Genomic DNA, 13,688 nt, shown 5'->3' with positions numbered 1-13,688 from the left:
GGACTTTTCAATCCTTTGGACTCAAGCAAGTTGTATTGCGAGCGTTACAAAATGATTCTGAGACTGCTGCCTCACTGACGGTTTGGTATGCTAATACTCAGAAGGTCAGAGTGGGTGGCTTTACAAGCGCCACCAAACAGGACAAGCTGACCTCGACATAAAAGCCAGTGGCACCCTGTGCCTATAAGATGGAGAAAGACATGGCGAAGCATTTCGACTATATCTGTATCGGTGGCGGTAGTGGCGGTATTGCCTCTGCCAACCGTGCCGCGATGCACGGTGCTAAAGTCGCCCTTATTGAAGCAAAACACCTAGGCGGCACCTGCGTCAACGTAGGGTGTGTGCCAAAGAAAGTGATGTGGCATGGCGCCCAAGTCGCAGAAGCGCTTAACCTCTACGCGTCAGACTACGGTTTTGATGTGGATGTGAAAGGCTTTAACTGGTCAACACTGGTTAATAACCGTGAAGCCTATATCGGCCGCATCCATAAGGCCTACGACAATGTTTTAGATAAAAACAACATCGATGTCATCCGTGGGTTTGCGCGCTTTGTCGACAACAACACGGTTGAGGTTGATGGTGAGCATTACACCGCCGATAACTTCTTAATTGCGGTCGGTGGCACGCCCACTGTTCCAACAATTCCGGGCGCTGAACTTGGCATCGATTCTGATGGCTTCTTTGCTCTCCCCGAGCAGCCTAAGCGGGTGGCTGTTGTCGGTGCCGGCTATATCGCGGTGGAGATTGCAGGCGTGTTACATGCGCTCGGCTCTGACACCCACTTGTTTGTGCGTAAAGACCGTCCACTACGGACATTCGATCCTATGGTGACAGATACCTTGGTCGAGGTAATGGAAAAAGAGGGGCCAACCCTTCATACCCAGCATGTTCCGGTTTCCGTTACCAAAGAGAACGATGGCAGCCTGACGCTATCATTTGAAAACGGCACCACCCACAATACAGACACCTTGATTTGGGCAATTGGCCGTCACCCCACCACAGATAAAATCAACCTGGGTGCGACGGATGTTCAAACCACGGCAGATGGCTACATCAAAGTCGACCCATACCAAACCACCAGCGTGCCGCATATTCACTGTGTCGGCGATATCATGGATGGCGGCATTGAGCTCACCCCTGTTGCGGTGAAGGCGGGACGTTTATTATCAGAGCGCCTATTTAACGGCCAGACACATGCCAAAATGGACTATGAGTTGGTGCCAACCGTGGTATTTAGCCACCCGCCAATCGGCACCATTGGCTTGAGTGAGCCAGAAGCACGCGCCAAGTATGGCGATGACAATATAAAAGTCTACACGTCGAGCTTTGCGGCCATGTACACCGCTGTTACTCAGCACCGTCAACCCTGCAAAATGAAGCTGGTGTGTGCTGGCGATGAAGAAAAAGTGGTGGGCCTGCACGGGATCGGCTTTACGGTCGACGAGATGATTCAAGGCTTTGCGGTGGCGATGAAAATGGGCGCCACTAAGGCAGACTTTGATAGCGTGGTTGCGATTCACCCGACCGGGTCAGAAGAGTTTGTTACCATGCGCTAAGCCGCGCGAGATAGGTTCATATCAAAACGCCGTGTCGATACACGGCGTTTTTTTATGGGGATTCATTGTTTGTTACAGCAATTAGCCTGTCAACTGCGCACAGAAGCGAGCCAAGCCTTCTTTAAGACTCGCCAGTGCCGCCGTGGCTTGACCGGCTTCTCCTTGCTTGGCCGCTTGCTCTAGTGTCAACGCGTTCTGATACAGCTCTAGTGCGGCCAAATTACTGGCACTGCCTTTCATTTTATGCGCTTCACGGACCAAATCGGCGTAATTAGCCTCCGCTAACTGCCTTTCCATCATCGGAAGCTGTTGCTCGCTTTCTTCAACAAAAATACGGCAGGCTTCGTCAAGAAGCGCCGGACTGTCCATTAACCGACTTAACGCTTCTTCTTTATCCCAAACCGATAGGTCGGCCTTTCCTTGATTGACACTCATGTTGGATCCTTTGTACTGATAGACCTATGCGCCACATGGGCTTTTTGAATACTTTGTAGTCATCTTGTTTCTAGCTGTTACTAAGGTTAACCAGCTGCGTTTACCCTGTTGAGATAGTGGTTAAACTCAGGTCCAATCATGCTCGCTTTTCCCCCAAATCATAACAACAGAAGTGAGTGCAAATCATGATGGATATGTTGCCTTGGCTAATCGTTTCCGGTCTGATTGTTTCAGTCATCACCGGACTATTAACCGTATTGATGGTAAAAGGTCTCGATTAAGTCTGAAAGACTCCATGGTACGCCATGGAGTTTTTGCTTGTCCGCTGTTTATATTGATTTAAGGTTTATCCGACTTAGCCTTCTTTCTGGCCTTTTTATCCGCCTTACCCTTTTTGTCTTTCTTGGCTGCTTTTTGTTTGGCTTTTTTAGCTTTTTTAGCGGCGTGATCAGACGCTTTCTTCGCTTTCTTTTCTTCACCACTCACTAGCGAGATAGGACGACAGACGTAGCCTTTTTCACTCGCGACCCGCGCACATTTACTACAAGCCACGCGTGGCGGTGTGGTGATGATTGCCAAGGAGGATAGGTTAGCTTCAACCTCGCCTCTGCGCCATTTACATAAAGCTTTGGCCACTTACGCCTCCGCGCCTAACGCTGCGTTAATGTACATATCAAAACGGTTTTTCTTGGTGGTGATGATCGAATGCGGTGGTCTATCCGCTAACGGCGTCGCATAATCCGGCCGCTTAACCACCACGCGACTGCGGGCCAGTTGAAGTGCGGGCAGCAATAAGGCATCTGCATCGCTATCTGCCCCCACTAAAGATTGAAAAACGCGCATCTCTTTTTTCACCAAGGCGGCTTTTTTCTTGTGGGGATACATGGGATCAAGGTAAATCACATCAGGTCGCACCAAACCTGGCATGTTTGCCATGTCAGTCAGTGCTTGCTCACTATTGGCATGCAATAACGTCATCCGTGATTGCATCCATGCACCAATATCGGGGTCCTGATAGGCTCGCTGTAAGCCATCATCAAGCAAGGCGGCAACAACCGGATGCCTTTCTATCATTTGCACGGAGCAGCCTAAAGACGCCAATACGAACGCATCGCGCCCCAGTCCAGCGGTGGCATCGAGTACGCGCGGGGTGATCCCCTTATTGAGCCCAACCGCTTTCGCTATCGCTTGTCCTTTCCCCCCGCCAAATTTACGACGGTGGGCGACCGCACCGCTCACAAAGTCAACAAACACTGCCCCTAATTTAGGTTCATCGCGCTTGCGTAGTTCAAGATGCGTTTGTGTCATTACCAGGGCAAACGATGAATCAGGATCGTGAGTGAGTGACCACTTCGACTTTAGCCTTTCAAATTCTTCGTCTTTTTCAAGAGCGTCACAAATCAAACTGAGTTGCACATCGGATCTCCACAGCTGGGGCTGGTCCGATTATATCAGAGATGGTTTTTTTCCTTCACTGTCTCACGACTGGGACGCCACTTTTTTACCTGATCGCTCAACGGCGCCGGGATACTAAAGTGATAACCTTGGGCATAGTCGATGCCAAGCGCTTTGACTCTGTCCAAGATAGCTGCGTTTTCAACAAATTCAGCCACGGTTTGTTTTCCCATTTGCTTAGCTAAATCATGAATGGCTTTCACCATGGCATAGTCGGTTTCATCAGTCTCAATATCGCGGATAAACTGTCCGTCAATTTTTATAATATCGACCGGTAAACGCTTCAGATAGCCAAACGAAGAAATGCCGGCACCAAAATCGTCTAAGGCGATGGTACAGCCCAGTGCTTTAAGCTGAGAAAACAGATCGATCGCACTGCTCATATTACTGATCGCCGCGGTTTCCGTGATCTCCAGGCAGAGGCACTCGCTGGGCACCTGGGTCTGTTTAATGGCATCAAGGAGAAAAGCAACGAACGTGCTTTGGGTAATCGACCGGCCCGATAGATTAATCGATACCTTACCCAACTTCGCAATTTGCTCGGGATTCGCATCAAACCAGGCAAGCGTTTTGGTTACCACCACCGTATCCAGTTGATGCGCCATGCTGTAGCGTTCGGCGGCAGGAATAAACATACTAGGAGGTAACCAACCGCCTTTGGTGTCGCGCATTCTGACCAGTGCTTCAATGTAGAGCGTGTCTTGCGCATCTGATTGGATATCCACAATTTGTTGTGCATAGATGTCAAAGCGGTCATGCGCGATCGCCTCATGAATATGGCTGACATAAGCCATTTCTTGCTCTCGGCGTTGCAGCTCTTCATCATCGGGGTGATAAATGTGGAGTCGATTGCGGCCTTCATCTTTAGCGGCATAACACGCTGTGTCTGCTTGGGCATGAACTTGTTGAGGCGAACCCGCGGTACGGTCAAGCAGACGAATCCCCAACGAGCACGCTAAGCGCATCCGGCTGCCATGCCAGAAGAACTCACTGTCAGCAAGCACCGCCAGCAAGGCTCTCCCCCAGATCACTGACTGCTCCGCGGCGTGATGATACGCGATAACGCCAAACTCATCACCACCTAAGCGTGAGAGTACCGCCCCTTCCGGCAAGTGCTGACGGATAATCTGAGCCACTTGTTTTAACGCCTCATCCCCCGCTTCATGGCCCGCGGTATCATTAATTAATTTAAACTGGTCCATATCGATGTAGAACATCGCATGGCACTCACCATCTTCTCGAGCTTGTAATAATGCCGCGGCCAGTTTTTGTTCAAAGTAGCTACGGTTGTAAAGACCGGTCAAATAGTCATGATGCGCTTGATAGGTCAGCTGGTTTTCCATTTCTCGGTGCGCGGTAATATCTTCACCCACGACCATTAGCTGGGTTTGATTATGCATAGCGCGGATGGTTTCTCGAACCCATAAGGTGTGTCCATTGCCGGCTCGATACGGAATCTCACGGCGCCAGACTTGCTCTTGGTTATGCTGATCCCGTTTAATCATTCGATGGGGTGGCGCCTGGTCGCTCACATACAACTCAGTGATTTTATGGCCCAGCAAGCACGATTTTTCATGGCCGAATAAATCTGCGGCGTATTGGTTCAGTGACTGGATGCGCGCCTGGTAGTCCACCGTTAACAAAATAACGGGTTGTTGTTCATAGAGCATACGATATTCAATTTCGCTGCGCTGGAGCTTTTCTTCAGTTTGTTTGCGTTGGGTGACATCTCGCGCTTCAAGTAATACGCGTGGCTGGCCTCGTTCACCGGGAAAGCTTTTCACTGCCACGTCCAAGATCACTTCACGGTGGGCTTCGCTTAAACATAATTCAAACCGCTGAGGCTGAGTGGTTCCAATCTGTTTTAGGTGTTGCTCCAAACTTGCCGGATTACGCCAAATTGGCCACAGCCATAAAGGACGCTCTCCATACGCCTGTCTGTCGGTGATCAGCTGATAAAAGCTGGTGTTGCCTGAAACGACGATGCCATTTTGATCCAACAACGCGATCAGTTGATTACTTTGATCAAACACCCCTTTGAGCATCGCCCGGTGACGCATCAACGATGCCTCACTGCGTCGAAGCTGACGAATATTCGCGGCTAGCATGACAATCACGCTGCCCAGTACCAAAACAGCCAAGGCGACCGCTTGCACAGCCACCGGATGAGTTTGCCATATTGGTTCGGGTTGATTGGTGATCGTCACATCATCAAACGCGCTAATATCTAACTGCCAGCGCTTGAGTGCCGGGTAATCAAACATGGTGATATTGGTCCCATCACGTTCGGCGGGTAGCTGACCACTCAAGGTCTTAAGAAGGAGCTTCCCTTGATGGTAGCCTTGATTTTTACCATCTATCACCACGCCGCCGACCACACCCTGACCGAGCATAAAACTCATGGCACCATAGATGGGCACGGGCGTATTGTGAGTGAGCGTTCGGATACCACTGAGTTTATCGAGAAATTGTCCGTTGCTATCCCTAAAATAGGAAAGATAAAACACCGCCTCACCGTCATGCATGGCTTGAATTCTATCGCGTAGTCCCGAAAAGGTGAGACTAGAAAGGCGCACGACGTCGATGCCAGAATCACCGTTTCTGGCCAGTTGCGCTTGCACGACATTCCAGTATTGACGACTCGAGAAGGTATTATCGAGCAACACATAAACGCGCTCTAAACCAGGGTGCAACCGCTTCATTAACGCCAAGTTGCGCGGTAGATCCACTTCCTCTTTGACGCCGGTTAGCTTAGGGAGCAACGGATAATGCTGGCGACCAAAGTTATTCAGGCCCGCGTAAACAACTGGCGTTTCACCAACATATTCATGCAACTGATGGATTAACCAAAGTGCGGCATTATCCGTGGTTAAGATCGCATCGAATTGATGGTTCCCGAGCTTTTGGATATAGAGTTTTTTGAGTTGCTCTCGATACGCCTCTGACTGATAACGTTTAATTTCTAGATAAGTATGTTGAAACGCAATGTCTTCTCCCGCGGTGGCAGTATCGAGTCCTTCGACCAGAGCTTGGTTCCAAAAGAAGTTGGGATGATAGGAATGCACCACCAGCACGTTTTTTTGTGCGGCGCTGACACTCAATGCTACCCAGAACAGTAAACCGCCTAAAAGGTATTTGATCCCCACATCTACTTCCTGTTGGTTGATTGGTATCGCACTAAACAACGCGATACCCTACATTAGGTGTTAACCGAACGGTCAAGCAATCGTGTTAACGAAAAACAAGACCTCGCTATAACAAAAAGACGAAAACAATGAACGAATTGCCGAAACTGGATGACCTTGATCGTCGAATTCTTTCTACCTTACTGGATGATGCACGCGTTCCTTACGCAGAAATGGCAAAGCGATTTAATGTCAGCCCTGCCACCGTGCACGTTCGTGTCGAAAAGATGAAAGCCGCTGGCATTATCGAAGGCACCGAGATATTGGTAAATACTAAAAAGCTAGGCTATGACGTATGCTGCTTTATTGGTATCAATCTGAAAGCGGCGCGCGATTACCACTCCGCGCTAGAAAAGCTGAACCAACTCGATGAGGTAGTCGAAGCTTACTATACGACAGGGGCCTATAACATCTTCGTGAAGCTGATGTGTCGCTCTATCGAGGAGTTACAGTTTGTATTGATTGATAAACTGCAGGCCATCGATGAGGTCCAATCGACAGAGACACTGATCTCACTACAGAACCCGATCAACCGCAATGTTATCCCTTGAGTTTTGTGCGGTAATTCATGCCCTTACTAAAAAAACGCCCCTGCCAATGGCAAGGGCGTAGAGACACTGTGTGGTCATTTAGCCGACGGTATCTTCCGGCCGCGGTGGTAATGGCGCGCCCGCGTCTTCGGCTAACCACTCGGCAACTTGCTTGGCAAAGTAGGTTAAAATGCCATCCGCACCCGCTCGCTTAAAGCACAGAAGTGATTCCATTACCGTTTCCCGCTCTTTCAGCCAACCGTTATCAAACGCTGCTTTATGCATGGCATACTCACCAGACACTTGGTAGGCAAACGTTGGCACATTGAGCTCACTTTTCACTCGGCGCACCACGTCCAAATACGGCATTCCAGGCTTCACCATCACGGTATCGGCGCCTTCAGCAATGTCCATTGCAACCTCATGGAGGGCTTCGTCACTATTGGCCGGATCCATTTGGTAGTTGGCTTTGTTACCGCCTTTAAGGTTAGCGGCTGAACCAAGTGCATCACGGAAAGGCCCGTAGTAGTTGGAAGCATACTTGGCTGAATATGCCATGATTTGGGTATTAATATAGCCGTTTGCTTCCAACGCTTCGCGAATACGTCCAATTCGCCCGTCCATCATATCCGACGGCGCGACAATATCGACACCAGCTTCGGCATGAGACAGGGCTTGCTTGATCAGTACCTCAGTGGTTGGCTCATTCATCACATAGCCGTCGTCGTCGATAATACCGTCTTGACCATGAATGGTATAAGGGTCAAGCGCCACATCAGTAATCACGCCCATTTGTGGCACATGCTCTTTGAGCAGGCGCACAGCACGAGGCACTAGCCCTTCCGGATTAAAGGCTTCCGATGCACAGAGCGTTTTAGCATCTTTGGGGATCACCGGAAACAGGGCGATCGCGGGCACTCCCAATTTGGCAAGGTAGTCCGCTTCATGTAACAGCAAGTCGATAGACAGTCGTTCAATACCTGGCATTGAAGCCACTGGCTCGCGACGGTTTTTGCCCATCAGGACGAAGACCGGATAAATTAAATCATTGGCAGAGAGTGTATGTTCTGCCACCAAACGGCGGCTAAAATCAGTTTTGCGTGTACGACGCAGGCGTCGTGCAGGAAAGGCGCTTTGAATGGATACGGCCACGGTATCCTCCTTAATGTTGCAGACCTGGGCTTTGGGGCAGCGTACTGCCTCGCTATCGTTATGCACCCCTCACTGTATCGAGAAACAGCGCTGGGTATTTTTTATTGTACAATCAATAATCTGTTCAACAGGCTGTTGGCGAAGTTGCGCCACCGCCTGTGCAATATGCGGTAAATACTTGGGCTCATTACGGCTACGTTTGGGCCGCGGGCGCAGATCGCGCGGCTGCAAATACGGGGCATCCGTTTCAATCATCAAGCGATCATCGGGCAGCCAGCTTACCTGTTGCTGAAGCTGCTGTCCGCGCCGTTCGTCGCAGAGCCAACCGGTGACACCTATGTATAACCCGGCATCCAAGCAATCTCGCAGTGCCTGATCCTCACCGGTAAAACAGTGCAGTACCGCCGCCGGCAACTTGTCTAACCAAGGACGCAATATCGCCAGCCAACGGTCATGAGCATCGCGACAATGCATAAATACCGGCATTGACTGCTCAGCGGCTAATGCGAGTTGCGCCTCAAAGACCGCTTCTTGTTGCGGGCGCGGCGAAAAGTCACGATTAAAGTCGAGGCCACATTCCCCTATCGCCACCACCTCGGCGCGCTGCGCCAGTTGCCGAATCATGGTTAAATTGGCTGGATCGACAGATTTGGCATCGTGCGGATGCACCCCGGCAGTGGCATAAGCGTAGCCAGGGTACCGCGCCGCTAAATCCGCCGCCGCTTGGCTTTCTTCAACGTTGGTGCCGGTAAAAATCATCCCAGAGACGCCGGCTTGCTGCGCATGAGCAACAACCTCGTCTCTGTCTTTATCAAATCGTGAGCTGGTGAGATTGACACCAATATCAATCATTCATTGGCCTCTTCAGATGCCGATGCGTCGCGCGGGACATAAAAACGTGACAGCAACACACCCAGCTCGAACAGCAAACACATAGGAATGGCGAGCAAGGTTTGCGAAATCATATCGGGCGGGGTCAACATCATGCCAACGACAAAGGCCGCCACCACGACATACGGACGCTTGCTGGTCAAGCTTTTCGCGGTTGTCGCGCCCGTCCAGACCAGCAGTATAATCGCAATAGGGATTTCAAAAGCAATACCAAATGCTAGAAATAAAGCCAAAATGAAATCGAGATAACTGGCAATATCCGTTGCCACCTGTACCCCTTCTGGCGCAATCGAGGTAAAAAAGCCAAACACCAAGGGCAATACCACCCAGTAGGCAAACGCCACGCCCGCATAAAACAACAACGAGCTCGATACCAAAAGCGGCATCACCAAGCGCTGCTCATGCTTATACAGGCCAGGGGCAACAAAGGCCCAAATTTGGTAAAGCACCACGGGGATGGCAACAAACACCGAGATAACCAGCGTCAGTTTGATAGGGGTGAAAAAAGGCGACGCCACATCGGTGGCAATCATGCTCGCCCCTTCAGGCAGCTTGTCAATCAATGGCTGAGCGACCAAGCTATAAATGTCGTTGGCAAAATACACTAACCCGGCAAAGACCACTAAGATGGCAACGATGGCGCGAAGCAGGCGGTTACGGAGCTCCATCAGATGACTGATGAGTGGCTGAGAATCGTTTACAGAAGACATAGTGGTTTTTTCATCAGAGACATAAGGCGTCGCTCATTATCACTTATCGGTCGACGAGGTGGACGAGGGACTGGTGGCCGTGTCCGCATTCTCGGTATCGTGCGCTGCAGCGGTTGATGTTGACGAAGACGCATAAGGATGCTGCACATCGGCGGCTCGCTGTCGCAGCGTCTCCACCGACTCTTGCAGTTCAGGGGAGAGATTTTTCATCCCTGCTTGCTCGGCTTTGTGCAAATTATCTTGCAACTCTTTGATCTTGAGCTCTTGCTCGAGCTCGTCACGGACCGAGCCTGCCATACGCTTGGCCGCGCCCACCCAACGTGACACATTACGTATCGCAATGGGCAGCCGCTCTGGGCCAAGCACCACAAGGCCAATGACGGCAATCAGTACCAGCTCCCAGAAACCAATATCAAACACGGCTTATACCTGCTCTTTGTCTTTTTGCGTTTTTTCGCTTTTCGACGGTTCAGCACGCTCATTAAGCGACGTTGGCTCGAAGTCAGCATCTTGATCAGCGCGCTTACCCTCGTCATCATGCATCGCTTTTTTGAACCCTTTTACCGCAGAGCCCAAATCACCACCCATATTGCGTAACTTCTTGGTGCCAAACAATAACACCACGATGACTGCAATGATCAGCAGCTGCCAAATACTAATTCCACCCATACCGGTTCCCTTTATTCCGCTTGGTTAATGTTATGTGCGCAGCAGTGTAACTGCTATTTGTTACAGGTTTTATTACAAAGTCGCCAGCCACACAACCAGAAAACGATCGCCCCCGCTGTCGCAACACTCGGTAGTGTATCGATCCGGTTGGCATACAAGATAGTCGCAGTCAGTAGTAAGGTGGCACCAATACCCAGTAGATATGTGGCGCGCGAGTGGCGCTGTTTGGTCTGTAAATAGCTTTGATAGTAGGTGTCTAACCGCTGATTGACTTGCCGCCCCTGGCGGAGGCCATCGTAGATTAGCTCCGGAATTTCTGGCAGCTTTTCGGCCCAAAACGGTGCCTTCTCTTTGACCGCCGCCCATACCGCTTGCGGTCCGACTTGCTGTTTCATCCACGACTCTAAAAACGGCTTTGCTGTGGTCCACAAATCAAGTTGCGGATAAAGCTGACGTCCAAGCCCTTCAATATAGAGCAATGTTTTTTGCAGTAAGACCAGCTGTGGCTGCACTTCCATATTAAAGCGGCGCGCGGTGTTGAAGAGGTTTAATAACACATTACCGAACGAAATTTCACACAGCGGCTTTTCGAAAATCGGCTCGCATACGGTACGAATAGCAAATTCGAAATCGTCGACATTGGTGTCATGCGGCACCCAACCTGAATCGACATGAAGCTCAGCGACCTTGCGGTAATCACGGTTAAAGAAGGCAATAAAGTTTTCCGCTAGATAGCGTTTATCATCGCGGTTTAACGTACCAACAATACCGCAATCAAGCCCAATCCACTGCGGGTCGTGCGGGTGTTCATACGACACAAATACGTTGCCTGGGTGCATGTCCGCATGGAAAAAACTATCGCGGAAGACCTGGGTGAAAAAGACTTCAACCCCCCGCTCGGCGAGCAGCTTCATATCTGTACCGTTCGCCTCAAGCGCGTCGATATCTGACACTTGAATACCGTAAATGCGCTCAGACACCATCACGTCTTTGCGGCAATAGTCACTAAACACTTCGGGCACATACAAGGCTTGATCGTTTTCAAAGTTGCGACGCAATTGAATGGTATTCGCCGCTTCGCGCATTAAATCCAGTTCATCAAGCAAGGTTTTTTCATATTCGCGAATCACTTCTACCGGCTTTAAGCGACGTGCATCAGGGAGAAAACGCGCCACCAGCCGTGCCACGCGATACATCAGACGCAAGTCGGCCTGAATAACCGGCAAGATATCGGGACGGATCACCTTAATCACCACTTCACGGCCATTTTCTTTTAATGTCGCGGTGTGGACTTGTGCGATGGATGCGGAGGCTAATGGGTTGGGCTCAAAATCACTGAACCAAGTTTCCAGAGGCCCACCCAGTGACGCTTCAATTTGCGTTTTTGCTTTGTGGCCATCAAAGGGTGCGACTTTATCTTGCAACTGGGCGAGTTCATTGGCGATATGAGCAGGAAAAAGATCGCGGCGGGTCGACATCATTTGCCCGAGCTTTACCCATACCGGCCCCAAACTTTGCATTGCTAAACGCAAGCGCTCACCCACAGGCTTGTCTGGGTGTTGGTTTTTAAGCCAAAACAGCGATTTACGCCCAAGATGGGCGAGTCGAGTCAGCGGTTGCCTGGGTAGTAGGGCATCAACACCGTACAATAACAAAGTACGAATAATAAAATACAGGCGACGAATCTCACTGAGTGTCATGCGGACTCCATCCGTTCTACTAACTGCTTAACCTTGGCTTCCAACCGCGCCGCGTCACTGCGCAATTCATCCACTTGATCACTGTATGCCGCCACTTCTAACGGCCCCGGCGCCAAGCGCCACTCTTCGGTGATCACTTCCCCAGCATAGCGCTGCTGACGCTGAGCCAGTTGTTGTAATTGCTGCCAACGCTGCTGTGCCTGACTGACGAGGGTATGGGCAACCACATCTCCGGTATAAGGCGATAACCATTCGGCGACATCAAACTGAATGCCGCTCAACAATTGAGAAAACTGCTGGGCCACGTCCATATCACCATCAAGAGTCAGCTTATCGGCTTTTATTAACGCAGTAAGATTGGCTTTTTGCTGCAACTGCGGCAACGCAGAAAGCGAGAGGGATAATGCACAATCAAGCTCTCCCTCGTAATGGCTCAGTACATCGATCTGCTGGCCAAAAACAAAGACCCACTGTCGATTATATTCTTGCAGCGTGACGCCAATACTGCGCCCTTTTAGTCGCGCTAAACGGCGCTGGCTATCTGCATCTTTATTAATCACGCCATTTAAGGCGGTCTCGAGTCCTGCACACACGAGTGAGTCAAACGCCATACCGGCTCCTTAGAATTTATACCCACGGTGCAGCGCGACAATGCCACCGGTGAGATTATAATAGCTGGCTTGTTCAAAGCCGGCTTGTTCCATCATGCCTTTCAAGGTTTCTTGATCAGGGTGCATACGAATTGATTCAGCAAGATAACGATAGCTATCTGGGTCATTGACAATGAGCTGCCCCATCTTAGGTAAAATGTGGAACGAATAGGCGTCGTATACTTTCGATAACGGCTTCGCCACCGGTTTAGAAAACTCTAGGACCAGAAGGCGCCCTCCCGGTTTGAGTACACGAAACATCGAGCGCAGCGCCGCATCTTTATCGGTGACATTACGAAGCCCAAACGCGATGGTAATACAGTCAAAGTGATCGTCAGGAAAAGGTAGCTGCTCGGCATTCGCCTGCACATAGCTCACGTTGCCAACAATACCCTTATCGCGCAACTTATCGCGACCCACTTTCAGCATCGAGTTATTGATATCCGCGAGTACCACCTCACCTTGCTCACCGACGATGCGAGAAAACTTGGCGGTCAGATCACCGGTGCCGCCGGCTAAATCCAACACTTTTTGTCCGGGGCGTACACCACTACAGTCAATGGTGAAGCGCTTCCATACCCGATGAATGCCCATCGACATCACATCATTCATCAGATCATATTTAGCGGCGACCGAATGAAATACATCAGCCACGAGGCTTTCTTTTTCTTGGCGTTTGACTTTCTGGTAGCCAAAATCAATCGTTTCTTGGTCCTGGTGCGAATTTTTCTCTGTCATTGTATTCCCCTAACATA

14 protein-coding genes are annotated in these 13,688 nt (G+C 50.3%); 2 read left to right on the top strand and 12 right to left on the bottom strand.

The features are described from left to right. The first annotated feature begins 200 nt into the window (after positions 1-200). Positions 201-1,556: a glutathione-disulfide reductase gene (gene gorA / locus BZG76_RS14390; protein WP_021022207.1), complete on the top strand. Its 1,356-nt coding sequence runs from the start codon at positions 201-203 to the stop codon at positions 1,554-1,556. Between the two features lie 81 nt (positions 1,557-1,637). Here the strand turns inward: gorA and BZG76_RS14385 are convergent, their stop codons facing one another. From BZG76_RS14385 to BZG76_RS14370, 4 genes are all read right to left on the bottom strand, one after another. Next, entirely contained in the window at positions 1,638-1,991 is a 354-nt protein-coding gene (locus tag BZG76_RS14385; RefSeq protein WP_077461861.1) for an Hpt domain-containing protein, read from the bottom strand. A gap of 339 nt (positions 1,992-2,330) precedes the next feature. Next, positions 2,331-2,627 carry a hypothetical protein gene (locus BZG76_RS14380; RefSeq protein ID WP_077461860.1) on the bottom strand — a complete coding sequence of 99 codons (297 nt, stop codon included), beginning with the start codon at positions 2,625-2,627 and terminating at the stop codon, positions 2,331-2,333. Beyond that, positions 2,628-3,407: a class I SAM-dependent methyltransferase gene (locus BZG76_RS14375; RefSeq protein WP_021022204.1), complete on the bottom strand. Its 780-nt coding sequence runs from the start codon at positions 3,405-3,407 to the stop codon at positions 2,628-2,630. A gap of 35 nt (positions 3,408-3,442) precedes the next feature. Continuing rightward, positions 3,443-6,592, bottom strand: coding sequence for a bifunctional diguanylate cyclase/phosphodiesterase (locus tag BZG76_RS14370; protein WP_241824102.1), 3,150 nt, complete (start codon positions 6,590-6,592; stop codon positions 3,443-3,445). A 128-nt stretch (positions 6,593-6,720) separates the two neighbouring features. Here BZG76_RS14370 and asnC point away from each other — a divergent pair, with 128 nt between their 5' ends. After that, the gene (gene asnC / locus BZG76_RS14365) at positions 6,721-7,182 is read left to right on the top strand and encodes a transcriptional regulator AsnC (RefSeq protein ID WP_021022202.1); all 462 of its coding nucleotides are present in this window, start codon (positions 6,721-6,723) and stop codon (positions 7,180-7,182) included. A gap of 78 nt (positions 7,183-7,260) precedes the next feature. On the opposite strand, the gene hemB is transcribed toward asnC, so the two are convergent. The 8 genes from hemB to ubiE all read right to left on the bottom strand — a co-directional run bounded on the left by hemB (position 7,261) and on the right by ubiE (position 13,671). Beyond that, a complete protein-coding gene (hemB, locus tag BZG76_RS14360; protein ID WP_077461859.1) occupies positions 7,261-8,313 on the bottom strand; it encodes a porphobilinogen synthase in 1,053 nt (350 codons plus the stop codon). A 69-nt stretch (positions 8,314-8,382) separates the two neighbouring features. Further along, on the bottom strand, positions 8,383-9,165 hold the full coding sequence (locus BZG76_RS14355) for a TatD family hydrolase (RefSeq protein WP_077461858.1): 783 nt from the start codon (positions 9,163-9,165) through the stop codon (positions 8,383-8,385). Further along, the gene (gene tatC, locus BZG76_RS14350; RefSeq protein WP_021022199.1) at positions 9,162-9,914 is read right to left on the bottom strand and encodes a twin-arginine translocase subunit TatC; all 753 of its coding nucleotides are present in this window, start codon (positions 9,912-9,914) and stop codon (positions 9,162-9,164) included. The genes BZG76_RS14355 and tatC overlap by 4 nt, the downstream gene beginning before the upstream one ends. Before the next feature lie 39 nt (positions 9,915-9,953). Beyond that, positions 9,954-10,334, bottom strand: coding sequence for a Sec-independent protein translocase protein TatB (tatB, locus tag BZG76_RS14345; protein WP_077461857.1), 381 nt, complete (start codon positions 10,332-10,334; stop codon positions 9,954-9,956). Between the two features lie 3 nt (positions 10,335-10,337). Beyond that, a complete protein-coding gene (gene tatA, locus BZG76_RS14340; RefSeq protein ID WP_021022197.1) occupies positions 10,338-10,583 on the bottom strand; it encodes a Sec-independent protein translocase subunit TatA in 246 nt (81 codons plus the stop codon). A 53-nt stretch (positions 10,584-10,636) separates the two neighbouring features. After that, on the bottom strand, positions 10,637-12,283 hold the full coding sequence (ubiB, locus tag BZG76_RS14335) for a ubiquinone biosynthesis regulatory protein kinase UbiB (protein ID WP_077461856.1): 1,647 nt from the start codon (positions 12,281-12,283) through the stop codon (positions 10,637-10,639). Further along, entirely contained in the window at positions 12,280-12,894 is a 615-nt protein-coding gene (locus tag BZG76_RS14330; RefSeq protein WP_077461855.1) for a ubiquinone biosynthesis accessory factor UbiJ, read from the bottom strand. The genes ubiB and BZG76_RS14330 overlap by 4 nt, the downstream gene beginning before the upstream one ends. Before the next feature lie 9 nt (positions 12,895-12,903). Next, on the bottom strand, positions 12,904-13,671 hold the full coding sequence (ubiE, locus tag BZG76_RS14325) for a bifunctional demethylmenaquinone methyltransferase/2-methoxy-6-polyprenyl-1,4-benzoquinol methylase UbiE (protein ID WP_077461854.1): 768 nt from the start codon (positions 13,669-13,671) through the stop codon (positions 12,904-12,906). Positions 13,672-13,688 lie beyond the last annotated feature (17 nt).

The organism is Salinivibrio sp. AR647 (assembly GCF_001995415.1).
Lineage (GTDB): Bacteria > Pseudomonadota > Gammaproteobacteria > Enterobacterales > Vibrionaceae > Salinivibrio > Salinivibrio costicola.
The sequence above is the reverse complement of the archived record's forward strand: the minus strand, read 5'-3'. Positions and strand labels throughout refer to the sequence as shown.